This window comes from Novosphingobium flavum (genome assembly GCF_014230315.1).
Lineage (GTDB): Bacteria > Pseudomonadota > Alphaproteobacteria > Sphingomonadales > Sphingomonadaceae > Novosphingobium > Novosphingobium flavum.
Window position 1 is genome coordinate 107,155 of sequence record NZ_JACLAW010000013.1, and the last position, 21,721, is coordinate 128,875.

Annotated in this window: 19 protein-coding genes and 1 pseudogene; 10 read left to right on the forward strand and 10 right to left on the reverse strand. The window is 63.3% G+C overall.

Going from position 1 to position 21,721, the window contains the following annotated elements:
• Positions 1 to 164 precede the first annotated feature (164 nt).
• Positions 165 to 620, reverse strand: coding sequence for a MarR family winged helix-turn-helix transcriptional regulator (locus H7F51_RS15810; RefSeq protein WP_185665280.1), 456 nt, complete (start codon positions 618 to 620; stop codon positions 165 to 167).
• A gap of 191 nt (positions 621 to 811) precedes the next feature.
• On the opposite strand from H7F51_RS15810, the gene H7F51_RS15815 reads away from it, so the two are divergent.
• Entirely contained in the window at positions 812 to 2,092 is a 1,281-nt protein-coding gene (locus tag H7F51_RS15815; RefSeq protein WP_221774179.1) for a hypothetical protein, read from the forward strand.
• Positions 2,093 to 2,198: 106 nt separating this feature from the next.
• Here H7F51_RS15815 and H7F51_RS15820 read toward each other — a convergent pair whose 3' ends face one another.
• Together H7F51_RS15820 and H7F51_RS15825 are read right to left on the reverse strand one after the other, a co-directional pair.
• Positions 2,199 to 3,194: a Bug family tripartite tricarboxylate transporter substrate binding protein gene (locus H7F51_RS15820; RefSeq protein WP_185665281.1), complete on the reverse strand. Its 996-nt coding sequence runs from the start codon at positions 3,192 to 3,194 to the stop codon at positions 2,199 to 2,201.
• A 204-nt stretch (positions 3,195 to 3,398) separates the two neighbouring features.
• A complete protein-coding gene (locus tag H7F51_RS15825) occupies positions 3,399 to 4,772 on the reverse strand; it encodes an aminomethyl transferase family protein (protein ID WP_185665282.1) in 1,374 nt (457 codons plus the stop codon).
• A 255-nt stretch (positions 4,773 to 5,027) separates the two neighbouring features.
• Here H7F51_RS15825 and H7F51_RS15830 point away from each other — a divergent pair, with 255 nt between their 5' ends.
• Together H7F51_RS15830 and H7F51_RS15835 are read left to right on the forward strand one after the other, a co-directional pair.
• Positions 5,028 to 5,720, forward strand: a complete 693-nt coding sequence (locus H7F51_RS15830) for a GntR family transcriptional regulator (RefSeq protein ID WP_185665283.1) — start codon at positions 5,028 to 5,030, stop codon at positions 5,718 to 5,720.
• A 207-nt stretch (positions 5,721 to 5,927) separates the two neighbouring features.
• Positions 5,928 to 7,265: pseudogene (locus tag H7F51_RS15835) on the forward strand (malic enzyme-like NAD(P)-binding protein); the annotation flags it as partial.
• Between the two features lie 39 nt (positions 7,266 to 7,304).
• Here the strand turns inward: H7F51_RS15835 and H7F51_RS15840 are convergent.
• Positions 7,305 to 9,035: a carboxylesterase/lipase family protein gene (locus H7F51_RS15840; protein WP_185665284.1), complete on the reverse strand. Its 1,731-nt coding sequence runs from the start codon at positions 9,033 to 9,035 to the stop codon at positions 7,305 to 7,307.
• A 213-nt stretch (positions 9,036 to 9,248) separates the two neighbouring features.
• Here H7F51_RS15840 and H7F51_RS15845 point away from each other — a divergent pair, with 213 nt between their 5' ends.
• Positions 9,249 to 10,247 (forward strand): tripartite tricarboxylate transporter substrate-binding protein, encoded by a 999-nt coding sequence (locus H7F51_RS15845; RefSeq protein ID WP_185665285.1) that lies wholly within the window; start codon positions 9,249 to 9,251, stop codon positions 10,245 to 10,247.
• 42 nt (positions 10,248 to 10,289) lie between these two features.
• On the opposite strand, the gene H7F51_RS15850 is transcribed toward H7F51_RS15845, so the two are convergent.
• The 4 genes from H7F51_RS15850 to H7F51_RS15865 are packed head-to-tail and all read right to left on the reverse strand — an operon-like array spanning position 10,290 to position 13,316.
• Positions 10,290 to 10,655 carry a dihydroneopterin aldolase gene (locus H7F51_RS15850; protein WP_185665286.1) on the reverse strand — a complete coding sequence of 122 codons (366 nt, stop codon included), beginning with the start codon at positions 10,653 to 10,655 and terminating at the stop codon, positions 10,290 to 10,292.
• On the reverse strand, positions 10,645 to 11,541 hold the full coding sequence (gene folD / locus H7F51_RS15855; RefSeq protein WP_185665287.1) for a bifunctional methylenetetrahydrofolate dehydrogenase/methenyltetrahydrofolate cyclohydrolase FolD: 897 nt from the start codon (positions 11,539 to 11,541) through the stop codon (positions 10,645 to 10,647). Before folD ends, H7F51_RS15850 begins: the two co-directional genes overlap by 11 nt.
• A gap of 4 nt (positions 11,542 to 11,545) precedes the next feature.
• Positions 11,546 to 12,400, reverse strand: coding sequence for a formyltetrahydrofolate deformylase (gene purU, locus H7F51_RS15860; RefSeq protein WP_185665288.1), 855 nt, complete (start codon positions 12,398 to 12,400; stop codon positions 11,546 to 11,548).
• Positions 12,401 to 12,446: 46 nt separating this feature from the next.
• The gene (locus H7F51_RS15865) at positions 12,447 to 13,316 is read right to left on the reverse strand and encodes a methylenetetrahydrofolate reductase (protein WP_185665289.1); all 870 of its coding nucleotides are present in this window, start codon (positions 13,314 to 13,316) and stop codon (positions 12,447 to 12,449) included.
• A gap of 136 nt (positions 13,317 to 13,452) precedes the next feature.
• Here H7F51_RS15865 and H7F51_RS15870 point away from each other — a divergent pair, with 136 nt between their 5' ends.
• Complete coding sequence (locus tag H7F51_RS15870) at positions 13,453 to 14,163, forward strand: alpha/beta fold hydrolase (protein ID WP_343061308.1); 711 nt, start codon at positions 13,453 to 13,455, stop codon at positions 14,161 to 14,163.
• A gap of 27 nt (positions 14,164 to 14,190) precedes the next feature.
• On the opposite strand, the gene H7F51_RS15875 is transcribed toward H7F51_RS15870, so the two are convergent.
• Positions 14,191 to 15,210 carry a LysR family transcriptional regulator gene (locus H7F51_RS15875; protein WP_185665291.1) on the reverse strand — a complete coding sequence of 340 codons (1,020 nt, stop codon included), beginning with the start codon at positions 15,208 to 15,210 and terminating at the stop codon, positions 14,191 to 14,193.
• Positions 15,211 to 15,471: 261 nt separating this feature from the next.
• Between H7F51_RS15875 and H7F51_RS15880 the strand changes: the two genes are divergently transcribed.
• The 3 genes from H7F51_RS15880 to H7F51_RS15890 are packed head-to-tail and all read left to right on the forward strand — an operon-like array spanning position 15,472 to position 18,653.
• Complete coding sequence (locus H7F51_RS15880; protein WP_185665292.1) at positions 15,472 to 16,779, forward strand: Rieske 2Fe-2S domain-containing protein; 1,308 nt, start codon at positions 15,472 to 15,474, stop codon at positions 16,777 to 16,779.
• A 23-nt stretch (positions 16,780 to 16,802) separates the two neighbouring features.
• Entirely contained in the window at positions 16,803 to 17,504 is a 702-nt protein-coding gene (locus tag H7F51_RS15885; RefSeq protein WP_185665293.1) for an aspartate racemase/maleate isomerase family protein, read from the forward strand.
• 6 nt (positions 17,505 to 17,510) lie between these two features.
• Entirely contained in the window at positions 17,511 to 18,653 is a 1,143-nt protein-coding gene (locus tag H7F51_RS15890) for a hypothetical protein (protein WP_185665294.1), read from the forward strand.
• Between the two features lie 14 nt (positions 18,654 to 18,667).
• Here the strand turns inward: H7F51_RS15890 and H7F51_RS15895 are convergent, their stop codons facing one another.
• Positions 18,668 to 19,636 carry a LysR family transcriptional regulator gene (locus H7F51_RS15895; protein WP_185665295.1) on the reverse strand — a complete coding sequence of 323 codons (969 nt, stop codon included), beginning with the start codon at positions 19,634 to 19,636 and terminating at the stop codon, positions 18,668 to 18,670.
• 339 nt (positions 19,637 to 19,975) lie between these two features.
• On the opposite strand from H7F51_RS15895, the gene H7F51_RS15900 reads away from it, so the two are divergent.
• A complete protein-coding gene (locus H7F51_RS15900; protein WP_185665296.1) occupies positions 19,976 to 20,500 on the forward strand; it encodes a cupin domain-containing protein in 525 nt (174 codons plus the stop codon).
• Complete coding sequence (locus H7F51_RS15905; RefSeq protein ID WP_185665297.1) at positions 20,500 to 21,702, forward strand: M24 family metallopeptidase; 1,203 nt, start codon at positions 20,500 to 20,502, stop codon at positions 21,700 to 21,702. The genes H7F51_RS15900 and H7F51_RS15905 overlap by 1 nt, the downstream gene beginning before the upstream one ends.
• The last annotated feature ends 19 nt before the right edge of the window (positions 21,703 to 21,721 follow it).

The following is a 21,721-nucleotide window of genomic DNA, read 5'->3' on the forward strand; positions in this document are numbered from 1 at the left end:
TTCGCGTCATGATGCGGATCGTAGCGAGAGGAGGGCAGTGTCAGAATGTCGAATATCGTGATATCGATATAGCCAATTCTACCCAGCCTTGAGGCGAAATCGGCTCGATGGGCTTGGTTCGTGAAGTCTGCGAGCGCGGGTCCCGCCACACCAACCTCTATCGGCTATAGCCGATCAAGGTTGGCATCGAGTTTCTTGAGCAGGTCCAGCAACTGTGTGCGTTCGTCCGAACCCAGGCCATGCAGGAGCATGGCTTCACGTTCGAGCGCTACCTCGTGAACATCCCTGAACAGCGCGACGCCCTGCTCTGTCATCGCGAACGGCTTGGCGTTGCCTGTGAAGCGACCCTTCAGAGGCTCTACCAACCCCTTGCGCACCAGTGCCTGCATGCCGCGACTGGCGGCCGCAGGGTCGATCGACGATGCCCGCGCGATCTCGAGCGATGTCGCGTTGCGCTCCGGCCCGATCGAGCCGAGGTGGCCGAGAATTTTCCATTCGACCACCCCGATGCCGAATCGTTGCAGGTATATCCGCGATGACGTGGACATCCACCGATTGGCGATGGTGGAGAGGAAGTGGGGGACGTAGTGCTCCAGATCGAGCCGCGCGGGCTCAGGCACCATTCCACTGCTTGATATTGACATGTCAATTTCACTGCCATAGCTTGAACCTCAGACCATAACGACAGCTCATCGCGTCCAGCAACTGCATTCATGGCGCCATGGGTGGCGCGGGTGCGCGGGCAGGCGCCTTGTCAGCGTGCCGTGCCGGCTGTCGGCGCGGTTCGGTCCAACCCGAGGAGCGACCTGGAATGATTCCGACCATCGAGCAAATGCGCAAACCGCCCGTGGGCTATTTCAACGTCCGGTTCGGCCAGCCGGAATATACCGACTGGCTGGACGAGAGCATGTCTTGGAAGCAGACGTGCTACATCGGCGACTGGTCGTTCCTCTGGCAGCGTCGCCTGCGCGGTCCGGATGCGGCGCGCCTGCTTTCGGATATCTCGGTGAACAGTTTTGCCAACTATGCCGTAGGCCGGTCAAAGCACCTGATCCACACCGATGTTAATGGCAATATCATCCACGAAGGCGTGCTGAGCAAGCTGGGCGAGGAAGACTTCATGCTGTTCGGCCGTGGCGGCTTCTGGGCCGACTATTGCGTGCGCCACGGCAACTATGATGTGGAATCGCAGGAGGATGACTGGTTCGTTTTCCAGGTTTCCGGCCCGCTGGCGATTCATGTGGTCGAAAAGGCGGCCGGGCGCAGCATGCGCGACGTCAAGTTCATGCACTTCGACGTCATCAAGATCGCCGGGCACGATGTCTGGGCGCTGCGGCAGGGCATGGCCGGTGAGATAGGCTACGAGTTGCAGGGGCCAAAGGCCTACGGTCAGGAAATCTACAATGCGATTCTGGAGGCGGGCGCCGAATTCGGTATCCGCCGGCTGGGCGCGCGGGTTTCGGGGGTCAATCACCTCGAGGCCTGCTTCCCAACCATTGTGGTGGACTATCTTCCGGCGATCTTCGAGCCGGAGATGGAAGACTACCGCAACGAGTTCGAGGCCGCGATGCCGGCTTTCGCGACCACTTTCAATGTCGCGGGCAGTTTCCCGGGCGCGAAAGTAAGCGACTATTACCGCAACCCGGTCGAGCTGGGGTGGTCCAAGGTCATCAAGTTCGACCACGACTTCGTTGGCAGGACCGCACTCGAGGAGTTGGTTGCCAATCCTCGCCGGACGATCCGCACCTTGGTGTGGAACCCTGAGGACGTGGCTGATGTCTACATGTCGCTGTTCCGTGAGGGCGAGCCCTACCCGGTGATGGAACTGCCGCGCGACCAGCGCGGGTACATGTGGGTCGACGAGGTGCGTCTCAACGGCAATGTCATCGGCGCGGCGACCTCGCGCGGCTACAGCTACTTCTTCCGCGAGATGATCTCGCTCGCGACGATCGACGTGAAGCATGCCGAAATCGGCAAGGCGGTGACGGTGATCTGGGGCAATCCGGGTGGTCCGCAAAAGGAGATCCGCGCGACGATCGCGCCTGCGCCCTACAAGAAGGACAATCGCCGGCTGGACGTTCACCGGCTGTGACAGCCTGAGCGGACGAGGAAAAGGGGGCCGGATAATGAAGTCCGGCCCTTTCGTTGTGCGGCTTGAGTGGAGATGCCGGCCTGTCAGGGGCGCTCACCTGGGGTGATCAGCCTTCCTTGGCCAGGCCCGCCAAGTCGACGGATTCGCGCCAGGCCTCCATCTGCTCGAGGAGATGGGCCTGGCTTTGCGCCGGGGTCTGGGTCCAGGGATCGCACATGATACCGTTCAGGTAGGCGCGGCTGGCGGGAAGATTGGTGACGGCTGTGAGTATCCGGCCGAGGCGGTTCACGATCGGCTTGGGGGTGTCGGCGCGAACGAAGCCGCCCCACCAGTTGTCCAGCTTCATGTCGTAGCCGAACTCCTTGAAGGTTGGGTATTTGGACGCGACCTTCTGGCGGGTCTGGCCGTTTATGGCGAGGATCCGCACCCGGCCCGCCTTCTCCTCGGCTACCGGGTAGACATTGTTGGAGCAGACATAGTCCACCTCGCCGTCGTACAGCATTTTCAGGGTCTGCAGGCTTTCCCGCCGCACAACCTCCTCGACCTCCAGGCCGGCCAGTTTCTTGTAGAGCAGGCCGACAATCCGGACGACGGAGCCGTTGGCCACGGCATAGCGTGCCGCCGTGCCCTTGGTCATCATTGCGCGGGTCAGGTCGTTGAGGTCGCGATAGGGAGAATCCGCGCGCACAAGGAGCGTGTTGGGCACCGTGGTGATGGTGCCGAACGACTGGAGCGCCTTGCCCGCGTCGAACGGGGGGGCGTTCATCAACGCTTGATTGGCGGCGAGGATACCGCCTGAGGTGATGTAGATCGTGCTACCGTCGGGCGGGGAATCGATCACGTTCTGGGTGGCGAGATTGCCTTCATAGTGGAGGTTCTCCTCCATGAAATTGTACACGGTGGTCTTTGCGCCAAGCAGCGGTTGCATCGCCTTGGCAAAGAAGCGCACGAAGTTGTCGCCGCCACTTTTGACCGGGAATCCGCAGATCACCCGGATTTCCCCGCGCGGACGTGCGGCATGCAGGGCCGGACCGCGTAGGAACGTGGCGCCAAGTGTTACAGTTGCGCCGAGGCCGAACGCCCGTCGCGAATATTGGCTCATCACTCGTTCTCCCGTGCATGATGTTCCGCACACGTCCGGGTGCGGTTGCTACGGGATCGTATCCTATACGGGACCTGCGGGTTCGGGGCGCAGCGAACTTCCTATACGGCTATAGCCGAAAGCGCCGATGGCGACGTGGAGCGAAAAGTTGCCACGCGCCCCAACCGTGAGCCGGGGCGCGTGACAGGTCATCGATCGAAAGGTTCAGGCCATTTCAAGATATGGGCGATAACCCTCCCGAACACGCGAGGGAACCGGGCTGGGCATGACGGTGGCCTTGACCAGTTTCTGCCGGTGGCGTTCGACCAGCGGCCGGTTCGATCCGCCATTCGGTTCGCCCCAAAGCACCTCGACCTGGTCGCCATCGGTAAGGTCATTTTCGTTGACCAGGGCGAGTGACACCCAGCGGCGGAGGTTGGAGCTGTAGACGACGTAAGTTGAAAATCCGACGGACCTGCCATCCTTGGTGACCTGATCGAACGGGAAGGTGGCGTAATAGGCGGCCGGCGCTTCCATGAACTTGTAACGCTGATCGCCGTCGTTGAACTGCGAGCGGAAGATGTCAACGACATCGTCGTTATCCCACACCAGCGAGACCTTCTTGAGGTGCGGCTCGTCCTTGAGGGCAAGCAGGGCATCGCGGCCGACGAAATCGTGGTTGAAATCGGCGAACTTGTACCCCGCGTCCCACGGCAGGATGTAGTAGTCCTCGATCCGGTCGGAGATCATGCTGCCGCCCAGCGAGGCCATTGCCTCGAAGCCGTTGTCGGGAAGCCACTTGCGGTAGTCCGCCATCGTCGGATCGCTGTAAACCGCAGGGAGGACCGACGCATACCAGCCGGATTCCGTGCTGGCGGTGGAATAGGCCCGGCCGCCGCCCTGAATGAGGCCGAATTCGCGCCCGGCCTCGAGTATGGCGTTGCGAACCAATTCGCCCTCGTGAGCCGGACCCCAGATTTCCAGCCCCGGAGCCGCAGCCATGCCATGCTTGAGTACCCGCACGCGGCGCCCGGCAATCGTGATCTGACCCATACCGAAGAACTTGATGCCCTCGATCGGACCGCCGTTGACCTTCTCCAGAACGGCCCAGGCGTTCGGGCCCTGGACCTCGAAACGGTAAGTCCGGCGGCCACGCAGATTGCCCACTGTGCGTTCATCGCGATCCAGGACGACGTCGTAGCCGCCACGCGAAACCTGGTATTCCAGCCAGTTGGGGACATGCGGCCGGCCCACCACGTTGACGCGGCAATCATCGAGGCCGAACAGCACAGCGTCGCCAATCACCTGGCCCTGCTCGTTGCAGCACACGATCTGCTTGGCCCTGTCGCGGCCGAAATTGCGATAGTTGTTGATCGAAAAGTCCGACAGCAGGCGGACGGTGTCCGGTCCCTCGATGTAAAGATCGGTCATGTGGTGCGACTGGTCCAGCAGGACGGCGGAATTGTTCCAGGCTTCCTGTTCGTCGCGCCAGTTCGACCACTCGGCGGCCACCGGGAAAACGTACTGACCGATCTGTGAGCTGCGCAACATGGCGAGCGGCCCGCCCGCCTGATCGATCCTGTCCTGTAAACTGCCCATTCCAAACTCCCTTGCGATGATGGATGACTCGACTCGAGCCTGAATAGACTTTTTGGATTCAAACGGCAATCATTGTATCCAATTATGCGGAAATTCTGGGGTTTGTTGTGCATATGTCGATATTTTTGGATACGTAGTTGTGTTCCGGGGAAGGTGCCATCCTAGGCCTTTCGTGGCCATCGTGCCCTCCCGAGAGGTCGTGGCGAGGTGCGATGCTTGAATTGACATTGCTGCCGAACCGACGGAAAGGAGGGTATGGCAGCTGCCGATGCCCTGTTGAACCGCCTGCGCGAGATGATCCTGTCGGGCGAACTGTTGCCCGGGGAGCGCATTACTGAATCCAGTCTTGCCGACCGGCTCGGAGTCTCGCGGACGCCCGTCCGCAATGTCTTGTCGGGCCTCGCTGCGGAAGGATTGATCGAACCCGTTGGCAAACGCGGATTTGCGGTGAAGGCCTTCAGCGAGGATGAGGCGCTGGAGGCGCTCGAGATCCGTGCCATGTTGGAAGGGCAGGCGGCGCGGAAGCTTGCGCGCAAGGGTGTGAAACCTGATCTGTTAGCTCAGCTCAACGAGTGTCTTGATGAAGGGGATGCGCTTTTTGCCAAGCGCTTTCTCAACCTTGAGGATGAACAGGAATACGGCGTCATGAACGCCCGCTTCCACAGCCTTATCGTTGAAAACTGCGGCTCGCCCATTCTCATCGGCATGATCGAGCGGCTGAACAACGTGCCGCTGGTGGCGCCTTCCGTGATCGTGTTCGACCAGATCGGCCTTCGCAAGGCATACGACATCCTGATCCGTGCCCACGGTCATCATCATGCCATTGTCGAGGCATTGCGGGATCGGAACGAAGAGCGCGTCGATATGCTGTTTCGCGAACACGCCAACCAGCAACGCCTTAGCATGTTCGAACGTCGCGCAAGGCTCCGGATCGACGCGGCGGGTTGACTGGCCGGCCCTTAACCGCCGTTTGGCTATAGCCCCCTAGGTAATATCGGCGTTTCGGCCGGCCGCGCCTGCACCTATTGCTCGTCCAGTGATCCGGGCGCGGGCGGGCATACTCTGTCCCCTTGGCCCGCAATTGCTTCAGCCGCGGGGGAGAGCGGCGCGGCTCTTCACGTCGTACAGATGGCAGCGTTACTCTCGGCCTGCGCAATGAAGCCGGCACGCCCGGATCGTGTGTGCCGCAACGGGGATGGATTGGTGAGCGATTCCAGTAATTTCGGGCCTAATTCTCATTCCGCGCGGGCGGCTCTCCTGTTCCATTCGTAAGGCCGCCCCGGCAAGCTGGAAGTCGTTGCATCCAAGCCGATGGCCACGCAGCGGGATCTCTCGCTGGCCTATTCGCCCGGGGTGGCGGCACCGGTCCTGGCAATAGCCCGGCAGCCGGACACGGTTTATGATTATACGGCCAAGGGCAATCTGGTGGCGGTCATTTCCAACGGCACAGCCATCCTTGGTCTGGGTAATCTGGGTGCTCTTGCCTCCAAGCCGGTGATGGAAGGCAAGGCGGTTCTGTTCAAGCGCTTTGCAGACGTCGATTCGATCGACATCGAACTCGCCACTGAGGATCCGCGAGCCCTCATTGAGGCCGTGGCCATGATGGAGCCGAGCTTTGGCGGCATCAATCTCGAGGACATAAAAGCGCCGGAGTGCTTCATCGTCGAGAAGGCTCTGCGCGAGCGGATGAATATCCCGGTGATGCATGACGACCAACACGGCACGGCGATCATCTGCGCGGCTGGCCTGATCAATGCCCTGCATCTGACCGGACGGAATCTTGGCGACATAGATATCGTGGTGAACGGGGCCGGTGCTGCGGCGATTGCTTGCACCGACCTCATCAAGGCAATGGGTGCGGACCCTGCGCGGATCGTTATGTGCGACAAGTTCGGTGTGGTCTACGAGGGCCGGGTGGAAGACATGGACCAGTGGAAGTCGGTCCATGCCGCGAGGACGGACGCCCGGGCCCTTGGAGAAGTCATCCAAGGTGCGGATGTGTTCATCGGCTTGTCTGCCGCTGGTGCGCTGGCGCCGGCGCTGCTTGAATCGATGGCGGATCGGCCGATCATTTTTGCCATGGCCAATCCCGATCCGGAAATCCTGCCGGGCAAGGCCAAGGCTGTGCGGCCTGACGCGATCGTGGCGACAGGTCGTTCGGACTATCCGAACCAGGTCAACAACGTCCTCGGTTTTCCCTTCATCTTCCGAGGCGCCCTCGACGTGCGGGCGCGGACGATCAACGAGGAGATGAAGATCGCCGCCGCCTTGGCCATTGCGGAACTGGCGCGCCAGCCTGTGCCCCTCGAGGTGGCGCGCGCCTACGGCATGCAGCCCGAGTTCGGGCCGGACTACATTCTTCCGGCGCCGTTCGATCCGCGCCTGATCGAGGTGGTTTCCGCAGCTGTCGCCCAGGCTGCAATGGATAGCGGTGTGGCCCGGCTGCCGATCACCGACATGGATGCCTATCGCCGGGTGCTGAAGTCACGGTTGCCGGCTGGGGGCATCGCGGGCTGACCGTCAGGCCCAGGGTCAGTAGGTCAAGATCATATCCCACAGGTCACAGCGGTGTTCGTCGCGGAATTCGCGCGCCGACCGTTCGCCGAACTGGCCGACATCCTGTGTCTGGTAGTGTCCCTCGACGCCGAATTGTGGCCACGGCGCCGGGATCTTCCCTTGGCCACTGTGCGGCAGGGCCGCATCGGGCGCGCCCATGGCCGCAAAGCGGGTCCAGGCCGATAAAAGCCGGTCGGACAGGCCGCGTTCGGGGCCGCTGATCTCGCCCGGCGTCCACGCGGTTTGCGGCCGGTGATTGATGCCGAGTTCGCCGCCATGCCAGCCCGGGAAAATGAACTGGAGATCGATCGTGTGAGCGGCCCACGGTGCAACCCCGGCTTGCGGCGGGAAATAGAACGGCGCGTCGCGATAGCGGAATTCGTAAGCGTTGACCGGGGTCCATTTCGCCATTTCCGTTATGGCGCGATTGACCCGGCAGACGATCGGATCAGTGTTGAAGGCGCCGAATGCATCGGTCGCGCTGCCGTAGGCCTGAATGGTGTATTCGCTTGCCAGACGGGCGGCCGGATCCTCGGCGGCTGTGCGTCCCGGGGCCAAGCGTGCCGGGTAGCGGGCCTTGATCCGGCCTGCCAACTGGTCGGCGGCGAGCGGACCCTCGCCGGTGTTGTAGCCGGCGACGAGCAGGGCGAAGCGGCCTTCATCACGCACCGTGCCGCCCAGAACCGGCACGCGATTGAACGTGCCGGTGCGCCAGGCTTCAAGCGGCGGGCGGGGAATGAGCTGGCCATCGATGGCGAGGCCGACTGCGAGTTGTCCATTCTCGCCGAGTTTGCCCTGCATCTGCAGGATCTGGCTGACTGGCAGGCGTCGCAGGCAGGAGGCGACTTCTGTTTGCGAGTCCGCGCAACCTGCCTGCGCTGCGAACTCTTCGCCGCGCTGCCGGGCGAGGGATGCAGTGGCGACGGTGGAGAGCGGACCGCTCTCCAGAATGGTACGTCGGAACAGGCCCTTGGCAGAGGGGGCCAGCATGAGCGCAGAGGCGAGCGAGGCGCCGGAGGATTGGCCGCCCACCGTCACGTTGTCAGGATCGCCGCCGAAAGCCGCGATGTTTGCCCGGGTCCATTTCAGGGCGCGGACAACGTCCATCAGCCCGAAATTGCCCGTTGCTTCCTGGCCTGCTCCGCGAAGCGCCGGATGCGAGAGGAAGCCGAGCAGACCGAGGCGGTAGTTGACCGTTACGACGATCGTCGCCGTGCCATCGGGGCCGCCGGACGCGAGCCACGACCCGTCGTATCCGTCGGCCGATCCGGTAACCAGCCCTCCGCCATGGAGCCAGACGATGACCGGCAGGCGGCGCCCCTTTCGAACCGGCGTATCGGGCGCGTAGATGTTGAGGTAGAGACAGTCTTCGGTGATGCTTGTCGGCCCGGCATAGACGCCGAGTGTCGTGACCTGCGGGCAGGAATTGCCGAACCGGGTCGCGTGCAGCAGGCTGCGGCGCAAGGCGGGCGGTGCAGGGGGGCGCCACCGCAGCGCCCCGGTGGGCGGGGCGGCATAGGGGATGCCCAAATAGCGGCGGATAGCGGAATGGTTGGAGCCGGAAACCGGGCCTTCGCGAGTCATTGCCATGGGTGCCGAGCGTGCCGACTGCGCGATGGCCGCATGGCCCGTTACGGCTCCGAGGGCCAGCAGGTAGGTCGCCGCAATCCGACGTGCGTTAACGGGTGGCACCGGAAAACGGCGCAATGCGGAGCCGGGGCGTGTCACCGGGCGATTGGCTAAGGCAAGCGCGCCGTGGAGACCAGTCTCGATTGGGCGATAGGGATATATTCAGAATGTCCATACCGATCGCGTCGATGATCCCGCAGGATCGGTTGCTGGATGCGTAAGGCGGGGGGCAAATCTTCCCTGCTGGACGTGTCCGGGACGAATGAAAGATCAATCACGGGAGAGTTGCAGGTGGCCGAATTCACGAGACGGGCGTTCGCGCTGGGAATCGCCGGCGCGACCGCTGGTTTGAGCGCGGCCCCGGCGCTGGCGCGGGTGATGCGATCGGGCGGGCCATACCGTGTCATTTGCGGTTTCCCGATCGGGACGGGTGGGGACACCATCTGCCGGTTCTTCGCACGCCAACTCGAACCCCTGCTTGGCGCGGCGGTCACCGTCGAAAACATCATGGAGGCGGAGCACGAGGGGTACGAAGGCAATCTCGCCACGCGCCACGTCCTGGCAGCGCCGCGGAATGGCCACGCGATCTATCTGACAGCCGGGGCCATTCTTGTCGCCAACCAGGCACTGCAGCGGCATCCGGCATTCGACGTGGGCACGGCGCTGACCTCGATCGGCACTATGACCCGTGTGCCGAACACCATCGTGGTTGCAGCCAACTCCCCCTATCGAACACTGGCTGATCTGACGGCTGCCATGAAGGTCAAGGGAGCGGCCGCTCGCTATGGCGTTCCCAACGGTTCGGTCGTGCGGGTGATCGGCGCGCTTTATCGCTACCATGCCGGGCTTCGCGCGCACGAAATGGTGCGGCGGCAGAGCCGGGACGTGTTCAGCGACCTGGAAGAGGGCAAGGTGGACTATGCCTTCTCGAACAACTGGTACTCGGTGCAGCAGGAGCAGGCCGGACGGGTGCGCATCCTTGCGATGAGTCTGCGCGACCGGCTTCAGGCGGCACCGCAATATCCGACTTTTACCGAGAATGGTCTGCCGATCGACGTTGATGGCTGGTGGGGTGGTTACGTTGCGGCGGGCACACCCCGGCCGGTCGTCGAAAGGCTGGCCGCGGCCTTGCGTACGGTCGTATCCAGTGAGGAATGCCGCAAGTTCTTCAATGGGATAATCTGCGACCCGTGGCCGGGGACGCCGCGATTGGGGCAGGCGCACCTGCGGGAGCAACTGGTGGCCTGGCGCCGCTATGTGGACATCGCGGGCCTTGAAAAGGAAGGCTGAACGGCAAATTGCGACGGGCTTGCAACGCAATTGCAAGCCCGTTCAGGACTGCTCCATCGTCACTTCGACGCTGGCCTGCCCGCGCATGAGGGCGAACGGCTTTTCGATCGTGACATGGGCCCGGACCACCCCCGGCATGGCAAGGCAGGCGGCGGCGAGATTCTGTCCGAAGGTCTCGATCAGCGGCGTATGCACTTCGGCGAGCTGTTCCGCCGCCCGGGCGATGCGGCGGTAGTCGACCGTCTGGTCGATCGTCTCGATCCTGCCCGCGACGAGATCGAGTACGACCGAGATGACCAGGGGCTGACGCCGGCCTATTTCGTCGGGGTTGATGCCGACGTCGGCGAGCAGTGAGAGATCTCTCACCCGGACCCGGTTGGCGATGCGCAGGGGCGTTTCATCCGACATCGTAGTCAGCCATCTCTGACGCACCACGCGCCTGACTGTCTCGCGCCGCTTGCAAGGTGTTCGCGAGCAGGCAGGCAATGGTCATCGGCCCGACCCCGCCGGGTACCGGGGTCACCGCGCGGGCGTGGTCCAGCTCGTGCGTGGCGCAATCGCCGACGATCCGGCTCTTGCCGTCTTCCCCGGAAAGGCGGGTGATGCCGACATCAATGACCACCGCGCCCGGCCTGATCCAGTGACCCCGCACCAGATGCGGGGCGCCGGCAGCAGCCACAACAATATCGGCGCGGCGCGTGATCGCCGGCAGGTCGACCGTTTCGATATGGGTGACGGTGACCGTTGCCTCCCGTTCCAGCAGAAGCATCGAAACCGGCTTGCCGACGATGTTCGACTTGCCGATGACGACGGCGTTGAGTCCTCGGTAATCGTCCACCACGCTGTCCAGCAGGGTCATTACGCCCAGCGGTGTGCAGGGCACCAGGCCGCCCGTTCCGGTGGACAGGCGGCCGACGTTGACCGGATGGAAGCCATCGACGTCCTTGTCGGGCCGAATCCGGTCGAGCACCAGCCCGGCATCGACGTGGCCGGGCAGCGGCAACTGCACCAGGATGCCGTCGATCCCGGTGTCGTCGTTCAATCGATCGATCAAGGCGATCAGGTCAGCCATTGGGGTGTCGGCGGACAGCCGGTGCTCGATCGAGATGATCCCGACCTTGCGGCACTGGCTGATCTTGCGCCCGACATAGACCTCGCTTGCCGGATCGTTGCCGACCAGCACTACCGCTAGGCCCGGTGCGCGGCCAACCGCGTTGCGGAATGCGGCAGCCTCCGCCGCAACCCGCTCGCTGATCGCGGCGGCCAGAGCCTTGCCATCGATGAGATGTGCCATCGGCTTAGACCCGGAAGACCACGGTGCGCGCGCCGTTGACGAACACGCGGCCGTTGAGATGGTGATCGACCGCCGAGGCCAGTACACGGCGCTCGATATCGCGGCCCTTGCGGACGAGGTCCTCGGGCGTGTCGGCATGGGAAATGGCTTCGACATCCTGATGGATGATCGGGCCTTCGTCGAGATCGGAGGTGACGTAGTGCGCCGTGGCGCCGATCATCTTAACGCCGCGCTCGTGTGCCTGGTGATAGGGCTTGGCGCCCTTGAAGCCGGGCAGGAACGAGTGGTGGATATTGATGCAGCGGCCCGACAGGAAGGCGGAGAGATCGTCGGACAGGATCTGCATGTAGCGGGCCAGCACGATCAGGTCGGCGCCGGTACTGTTCACGATCTCCTTGATCTGGGCTTCCTGCTGCGGCTTGGTATCGCGCGTGATCGGCAGGTGATGGAACGGAATGGTGCCGACCATCGAGGTCTGCATCACGCTGGCCGGATGGTTCGAGATGATCCCGACCACATCCATGTTCAACTCGCCAATGCGCTTGCGGTAAAGCAGGTCTCCGAGGCAATGGTCGAACTTGCTGACCAGCAGCAGGACTTTCTGCGGCTGGTCGCGCAGGCGCAGGTTCCACTCCATCCCGGCAGCAGCGGCCGTCGGGGCAAAGGCCGCGCGAAACGCGGGAATGGACGCCTCGTCGATGGCGAATTCGACGCGCATGAAGAAGCGTTCGCTGGCCTGGTCGTTGAATTGCTGCGCGTCGGAAATGTTGCCGCCCGATCGAGCCAGGCAGGTCGCAACGTCGGCGACCAGACCGGGACGGTCGTCGCATTGAAGGGTCAGGACGCAGGTCTGCTGCATGGATGGTCTCCCGTAATGTTATGGCAAGAAAGAGTGGGGGGCGCCGTCAGCGCCGCTGGCGATAGGTTTCGATCCACTGGACCGTCCGTTCGATGCCTCCGAACGGATAGAAGTGTAGGCGGACATCGCCGAGCCGGGGGGTGAGGGCCGGAGCCAAGGCGTCGACCAACTTGTCTGGCCCGGCAGTCCCGAGAAGCCGTCCGAGCGATACGCCGTACTTCGCCATGGCTGCGGCCGATGCCTCGACCCCGCAGCGCCCTGCGAACTGAAGCAGGGTCTTGATCCCGGCCGGGCCGGGAATGCCGATCCGCACCGGCGCATCAATCCCGCGGCCGCGCAGATCGTCCAGCCATCTGAGCACCGGATCGGGATTGAATCCAAACTGCGTGACGATGAGCGGGGTCATGCCGCGACGCCGGATCTCCTCACATTTGGCGGTGAGCACTTCGAAGCAGTGTTCTTCGGTCATGTGAGGGTGGCCTTCGGGATGGCCGCCGATGCCCAGCATCTCGATTCCTGCGCGTTCGAATGCCCCTGTGCGGATCAGGTCGAGACTGTCGTGAAACGGGCCGTCCGGCGCGGGAGGATCGCCTGCGACGACAAAGCACCGGGAAACAGCGGCACGGCTTACCAAGGCGGAGAGGAAGCCTTCGAATTCCTCGGTCGAGGCAATCCGGCGCGCGGAGAAATGAGGAAGTGGCGTGAATCCAAGGCGGTGCACGGCCGCTGCCGCGGCGACGCGCGCGTCAGGGCTTTCGCCCGGGAGGAATGTGACGGCGACCTGTGAGCCTGCGGGGATGCCCGGCGCGATACGGGTCAGGCGATCGACGTCGCGGGCCGTGATCTCGAGCGAATAGTCGTTGAGCACGTCGGTTCTGGCGCAGCCATGATCGGCGGCCTTGGCGAGGCGGTTCATTGTGATGCTCCATGTTTGATGGTTCGATCGACCGGGGACTCGGTCCGCCCATGGCTTCGATCGCCATATACATATTGGATACATTTGAATAGATATCGTATTTATGGATACGAAAAATGATTCGCCCGCCCCCCCCGTGACCCTGCTGGTCTTGCCTGGTCTGATGTGTGATTCCCGCGCATTTCCGGGAATTTGTGAAAACTTCGCAGGGGCCGTAGTGCTTGATGGCTTTTATGGGACTGCCCGGACCATCTATGAAATGGCATCCCAAGTGCTTGGTGAGGTTCCGGGAAAGCTCGCTGTGCTGGGCCATTCCATGGGCGCGCGTGTCGCCCTCGAACTGATCCGCATGGCTCCCGAACGGGTCGCTCGGCTGGCACTTGTCGATACCGGTATCCACCCGGTTTCTGTGACCGAGGTGACCAAGCGGCACGCGCTGCGGGATCTTGGCCGCGCCGAGGGCATCGAGCGGCTGGTCGATGCCTGGTTGCCCCCGATGATCGGTCGATCGCATCGTGCCGATCGGGCGTTGCGGGCTGCTTTGTATGAAATGGCCTGTTCGGCCAGGCAGGCCGGCTTCGAGCGACAGATCGAGGCCCTGATTGCGCGCCCCGATGCAACGACGGTGCTGGGCGGGATCACGTGCCCGACTTTCGTGATCGTGGGCAGCGAGGACGAGTGGAGCCCGGTGGCGCAGCACCGCGAAATTGCCGAGCGGATCGACGGCGCTGAACTGCGTGTCGTGGAAGGCGCCGGCCACATGCTGCCGACCGAGGCGCCGAGCCTGTTCCATGAGGCCATTCGCGAATGGCTGGGATGGAACCCGGCGGCGCCCGCCGATGCGTAGTGGCCGCTTCTGCGGTGTGCATCGCCGTCAACGACCGGATGTCGGGGCAGGCCGGATGCCCTGCTGCCGGGCAGCGTTTTCGCTCACGACCTTGCGGATCTCATCAATGAACAGCTTGGCAAGCGAAGAAAGCGTGCGGTGCTTCATGGTGAGCAGGCCGATCGGCTGCCACAGCGCGTTGACCTCGACCGGCAAGGCGACAAGGCCGCGGGCCCGCTCGACCACGCTGGCAGGAAACAGGGCAAGGAATTCATTGCGCATTACGAGCTGGCGCAGCAACTGCATGGATGAACCGACCACCATCACCGGCGGCAAGCCAAGACCGTTGATCCGGAAAGCCTGGGTCATCGTGCGCCCGCTTACCGTGTCCAGCGGCGAGAAAGCCCAGGGGTCGTTTATCAGGTCGGCCAGCTTTTCGGCTTTGGCTTTGACCCACCGGCTGTTTTCCCCCGCTGCCACGACCAGCCGATCCTGAAAAAGTTCGGTCGCCTCAATCTGGTGACCGATGTCGGCGATCTGGCCCACGACAACTTCGACATTGCCGCGTTCGAGTTCGTGCAACTGCGCGGTGCGCGTGTAGGCTGGCACGATTTCGAAGACGATGCCGGGGTAGCGCTCGTGAATCGAAGCTATGACATCGCCGATCAGGCCGGAGAGGCCCACCTCGTTGGCGGCGATGCGCAGCTCACCCGTGGTCGAGCTGGACAGCAGGTTGATCGAATCCACCGCCGAGTGCAGGGCGGCAAGGGCCGCATCGCTCCGCGCCAGCAGGATCCGGCAGGCTTCGGTCGGCTCCAGTCCGCGCCAACTGCGGGAAACCAGCTCGGCACCGACTTCCTGTTCCAGCCCACGCAGGATTTTCGAGATCGCCGGCTTCGACAGCCTCACGGCTTCGGCCGCCTTGGAAATGCTCCCGACATCGATGCAGGTCTGCAGCACTGTCAGGTCCCACAGCGGCAGCCGGCGCCCGATACGGTCTTCCCATTCGACGTAGGCCTTGGCCGCTCGCCGTTCGGCCTTAACCGGAATTGTGCTTGCGATGGTCATTTCCCGATCCACTTGTAGTGTTGGCCAACCATGCCGACGGTGCGGGCGATTGTGAACGACGCTGCGCCGACCGGGCAAGTTACCGCCTGACTATATCCCCCTTCGCGAATTGGCACTTCTTGAAAGTGAAGCGCGAAGTTAGTCCGCTTGAGAACGCTGGAGGCGCAATTCGCTCCGGCCCGGGCAGAGGTAGCCTGCCGACATCTGGTGAGCCGCAAGCGGAGGCGCCGGTCGTCAGGTCAAAAGCGAAAGTAGATTGCCATGTTGACCCAAGAGCAGAACGACCTGTTGACCCGCGTGGGCAAGGGCACCCCGATGGGTGAACTCATGCGGCGATACTGGCATCCGATCGCCGCCAAGCAGCAGCTGGTCGAGCGCAAGGTGATGCCGGTACGACTGCTGGGCGAAGACCTGACCCTGTTTCTCGACGAAGAGGGGCGAGTTGGCCTCGTGGGGGACCGCTGCGCCCACCGCCTGGTCAAGCTTGAATGCGGCCTCACCACCGAAAAGGGGATCAAGTGCCCCTATCACGGCTGGACGTTCGATACGAACGGGCAGTGCGTCGATCAGCCGAGTGAGCCATCGGCCCGCTTCAAGGACAATGTGAAGATCCTGTCCTATCCGGTGGAAGAGCTGGCTGGCCTGATCTTTGCCTACCTCGGGCCGCTACCGGCTCCGCTGCTGCCGCGCTGGAACCGGCTGGTCTGGGACAACGTCTATCGCACCATCGGGATCATCAAGATCCCGTGCAACTGGCTGCAGTGCATGGAGAACACGCCCGATCCGGTGCACGCCACCTATCTCCACGGCCAGTTCTTCACTCACTGGATGGACGAGAACGGTGTGGAGGACGAGGGCATGCGTCGTCTCGCCCAGGGCATGTCGACGCCGATTTCCAAGCATGAATATGAACTGGGCAAGTATGGCATCGACCGGCGCTGGCTGTTCGAAGGGCAGGATCCCGCTCTGGGCGCCTGGGCCGAAGGGCTGCCGCTGGTCTTCCCGCACATCCACTGCACCTCCGGCAGCGGGCGTCACACCTTCGGCTGGCGCTTGCCGATCGACGACGAGAACACGCTGCAGGTCTATGTCCGCGTGTTCGAGCCGGGCCGTGAGGTCGAGGTTCCGGAGCAGGACGTGGTGCCCTATTCCGAAGTCGAGATGGTCGACAAGGACGGCAAGTTCACCGCGCTGAACTCGGTGACGGGCCAGGACATCATGGCCTGGGTTTCTCAAGGGCGGATCATGGACCGGACCAAGGAAGTGCTTGGTCATTCGGATCGCGGTGTCGTCATGTATCGCCAGCTGCTGATGAAGCAGGTCGATGTGGTGCAGAGCGGGGAAGACCCGATCAATACTTTCCGCGACCCGACCGACAACCAGTGCATCCCGCTGCCGAGCGCCGCGGACCGGGGCAACAATTGGGGCAAAGGAACCGATGGGTCTTACATCCGGGGGTCGGTCACGGCCGCCGATCTGATGCCGCAGCATATCAAGGACGAGATCGAGGACCTGTTCGTGCAGGCGGCGGAAAACCGCAAGGCGCGGGCGCAGACCGAAGCAAAATGAAGTTCGGTTGCATCCTGCCCTCGGTGGCGATCCTGCCGCTGGACCTGTCGCTGTTGCTGCCCGATGGCCAGCAGGCCGTGGCTGTTACCCTCAACGGACGTAACGGTGTTCCCGGGGAGGCGCAGCGCAATATCAAGGCCTTGCCACGGGCGGTCGACGTACTGCTCGACGAAGGCGTCGGCGCAATCTTCCTGATGGGTATCCCCGTCGCGGCGCGGCGGGGATATGCCGAGGACTGTTCGGCGCTGACTGCCCTTACGGCCGATCGGGGCGGGGTTCCCATCGTGTCCGCGCTCAATGCTATCACCCTGGCCTTGCGGGCCCTGGGTGCGCAGCGGCCTTTGTTCGTGACGCAGTACGGCGATGCGTTGAACCGGCAGGTGGTCGACTATTGCAGCGATGCGGGGGTTGAGGTGCTGTCCGCAGTCGGGCTGAACGCGGGCAACGCGGCCGAAGTCAATGCCCTGACCGAGGCCGACTTCGAACGGCTGGCGAGAGATGCCGTGGCTTGCAATCCCACAGCGGATGCAGTGGTGATCAGTGCCCGGCCAAGCCTGCTTTCGCTCGGGCGCCGGCTTGAGGCGGAACTGGGCATTCCCGTGATCGAGCAGACGGCGGCGGGTGTCTGGTGGGCGCTCAGCGAACTGGGACTGCCGCTACCGGAAACGGCTGACCGATTGTTTGCCGCAGCTGGGCATCATTTAGAGAACATGGGCGAGGAATAAGTCGGAATGGCGCGTCAGGACTTTCTGCAGGAGTTGGCCCGCCGCACCATGGTCGAGGAGCTTGTCCTCGACCGGGAGCCGGCGGAGTTCGAGATCACCGGGGGCGGCGTAGCGCACGGGCTGGCGACGGTCCGGATATCGCGAGCCTCGATCGCTATTCGCTTCGTGCCGGACGAACCGCTCGAAGTGGTGCGCGCGGCCTATGGTCAGGTTAATGGCGCCATTCATGCGACCAGCGGGCTCTGGCGAGCTAACCGTGTCAATTTCGTCAGTTCAAGCGATGACGGCGAGAAGCTGTTCGTTACGCAGGATCTGCTGGTCGAGGGCAATGGGGCAGGCCCCATCGCCGCGACCCGACTCGTGCTGGCCGGGGCCCGGCTGGAGGGCGAAACTGCGCTCGGCGGCGCGCGGGTGGTTGCCGCCCCGCTCACTGATATGGCAGCCAATCACCATGACGCACGAATGGCCCTCGCCTTTGCCGGCGAGGTGAGCGATGCCTTGCTGCAGACGGCCGGCCGCGCGACCAGTTTCGTTGCCGGACTGGATGTCGAGCCGCTCCGAATCGATCATGTCGCGGCGGATGGCAGCTGGATTCGCACTCAGCATTCGCGGGGCTTCCGCAAGGTCGGCCGCGCGCCGCACAGTCCGCTGACGGGAACGCCCGATGAAGCGCGCCTGGCCGCGTGGTCGGCGGTGGCCAACGCCTTGGCATCCGGCACGCGGCCGGACATGCCTCTGCTGCAGATTGTGAACATGATTACCGCGAGCAATCAGGTGGGCGATATCGATTCCGGCGGAGTCCTGCTTGCGCTGGCGACGCGGATTGGCGCCTATCACCTCGGGCGCGCGGTCGATGCGGCGGTTGTTCCATCAGCGCATCGGGACGAATTGGCGGCGCTTGACCATGCGCTTGCTCTTGGCCTGACCGCAGCCGATTTCGAGCGTTACGAGAACCTGCGGGTTGAGTTGTTCGACAGCGGCTTCTTCCACAAGCCCGGCTATGAGACCGGACGCCCGCAGAACGACATCAAGTTCCTGCGCGACATCGCGCACCTGATGGTGTTCCGCCTGTGTGGCTACGAGGGCGATTACTATCGCTCGGAAGCCTTTGCCATCGCCGCAACCGGGCCCGGGCCGCGCCTGTCCTGACGAATGCGCGTGGTCTAGCGCGGCGGTAGCGCGGGGCCGTGTGTCCGGATTTCCATCGTGCGGGTAACCGCGCGCGCCGCCTTGGTGAAGGCTTCGGCAATCGGGCCCGGCGTGACCGTCCTGAGCCGCATGATCCCCACAGGCGAGGCGAGATCGGGCAAGGGCACGGGAAGGGCGACCAGCGATGACATGGCTGCAAGGCTGGGCAGGGCCGAGGCTGGCAGCATGGCCACGAACGAACCCTGTTCCAGGAGATGCTGGGCCAGTTGCATCGACGAAGTCCTGACCGGCCCACGCGGCAATTCCAGCCCCTTCTGACGGAAAATTTCCGCGATAAGTTGGCCGCTCAGGTTCGAGAACGACGGTACGATCCATGGATGATCGACCAGTTCCGAAAGCTCGACCAGACTTCGATTGCGCCAAGGATTGTCGGGTGCGGCCACGACGACGTATTGTTCGTCGTACAGGATCTCGGTTTCAAACTCGGATGAGGGCAGGTGGGGCCAGACCCGCCCGATCGTCAGCTCGATGTCCCGCCGAGCTAGGGCCTGGCGCTGTTCCTCGGGCGTGTTGGCTAGGACCACGCGGATGAAGCTGCGGGGATGCTTGGCCCGCAGCAACTGGATCGCTTCAGGCACAATGCTGAGCGTCGAGGCCTCGTTGCTGCCAATCGCAAGTTCGCCCGCCGTGGGGTCGAGCAGGTGCTCGATCTCGACCACGCCATGGCGCAGTTCATCGAATACGGCGAAGCTCGTTTCGAGGAGCTTGCGCCCGTAGATCGTCGGTTCCACCCCTCTGGGGCTGCGATCGAGCATTCGCTCCCCCAGGATGTGCTCCATGTCAGCGATCACCTTGGAAATGACCGGCTGCGATACGGACAGGATTGTGGCCGCCTTTGCCATGCTGCCGGTCTGCACCACCGTCATCAGGTAGTGGAGGTCGCGAAGCCTCAGCCGGCGGCTTATCTGGGAGTGCTGTGGCATGGTGCCAGTGCATCATAAAGTTCTGGTAATAGCAATTACCAAAATCTTATGAAAACGTTGGTGACCCTGCGGTGTCTCAGTTGTCAGAATGGCGGAAATCTCGGCGTCCCCGCCGAGATGGTCATAAGTTGAATATACCCCCCTAGTCTATTTTCTACTACCCGCCCGAGGGCCGGCATGATTAGTCGAAAGCCGCTTGAGGGCCATGTTCAGCCCCCTGCCCAAACGTCATCCAGCCGGCTGACCGTGGCCTTGTCGGGCTTTTCTCAAGTCCGCCCGCGCCGGTCGCCGACTGCCGATAATCAACAGGGCGCGAGTTCGTGCGCCGGGGAGTAATCAATGGCATCCGATCAACTGCCCAATATTCGCCGTATCGTCACTTCCCACGACACAGACGGCAAAGCCGTATTCTGGATCGATGGTCCGGCCCGGAATATCAAGGTGGCCACGCCCCATGTCACATCGACGCTGTTGTGGTCGACCGACGGCTCGCCGGTGAATGTCCTCGGCGACGAGGACATGGGCGACCGCCAGCTTGGTCTCGCTCCTCCGCCGAACGGCACCCGTTTCGTGCGCCTCGACATCAAGCCGGGCATGAAGGTGGAGCCGGGGTTTGACGTCCCCGGAATGCATCGCACCGACACTCTCGATTACAACATCGTGCTGTCGGGCGAGATCACGCTCTATCTCGACGACGGCGCCAGTACGGTGATGAAAGCGGGTGACGTCTGCGTCCAGCGCGGCACCAACCATTCCTGGCTCAACGAAGGCAGCGAACCGGCCGTGCTGATCAACGTGCTGATGGACGGCACGCCGAAGCGTGAAGGTTCGGTTGGAACTGTCCTCCAGGCGAAAGGTGCGTGATGGTCGACATAGCTGAACGCATCTGCAACCCGCCCTCGCGCCAAGAACTGGAGCGGCGTTGGGCGCTCGTGCGCGAAGTATTGCGCGAGCATCGCTGCGAGGCCCTGATCATCCAGGCGGCCAACAACGTCAACGGAACCGGCGGCCATTTCCGTTGGTTGACGGGCGTCCCGGTACCCAGCTCCTATCCGCAGACAGTGATCTTCCCGGCCGATGGCCTCGCCACCGTTGTCATGCACGGCGGGTTCGGCGAGCGGGCGCAGCTTGACGATCGGGACGTGAGCGCGCCGGGCGTCGGCCTGCGCCTGTTCGCGCCGAGCTTTCCGGGGGTGGACTATTGCGGCCCGCTCGACGCGCAGCTGGTCCTCTCGGAACTGCGCAAGGCCGGATATCGCCGGGTGGGCATTGTGGCCGCGCACAACTGGTATGCCAGCATGGCGACGGGCCTGTTCGGGGCCGCCGATGCGCCCGAATTCGTGGACCTGACGCCGCCGATCGACGTGCTCAAGGCCTGGAAGAGCCCCGAGGAAATCGGCTTTCTGCGCCAGACTGCCGCTATGCAGGATGCGATCCTCGCGGGGGTTGCCGAGCGCATCAAGCCCGGGGTCAAGGAATTCGAGGTCATGGCCTATGCCCAGTACCTCGGCCAGACGATGGGCAGCGAGGGCGGTTACTTCCTGGGTTCGTCAGCCCCTCCGGGTGAGCCGATGTCGTTCCGCCGCCGGGGCGAACAGGGCCGCGAACTGCGCGAGGGCGACGTGTTCTACGTGCAATGCGAGAACAGCGGGCCCGGCGGTCTGTTCACCCATGTCGGGCGTTACTTCGTCCTCGGCAAGGCGCCGCAGCTGTTGCAGGACATGTTCGGACTGGCGCTCGAGGCGCAGGACTTCACCATGACCCTGCTCGAGCCCGGCCGAGCCTGCGCCGGAATCTTCGACGAATACAATGCATGGATGGAATCTCGCGGCCAGCAGCCGGAACGGCGGGTCCACTGCCACGGGCAGGGCTATGACGTGGTCGAGGCGCCGCTGATCCGTCAGGATGAGACGATGGTGCTCGGGGCCAACACCAACATCGGCTTCCACCCCGCCATTACCAGCGGGAAGCAGCTGTTCACGTGCTGCGACAACATCTTCGTTGGCGAAGGGGGGGCGATCGAGCGCCTGCACAAGACGCCGCGCGCCATTGTCGAGCTGAACTGAGACCCGAAACGGGGCGAGG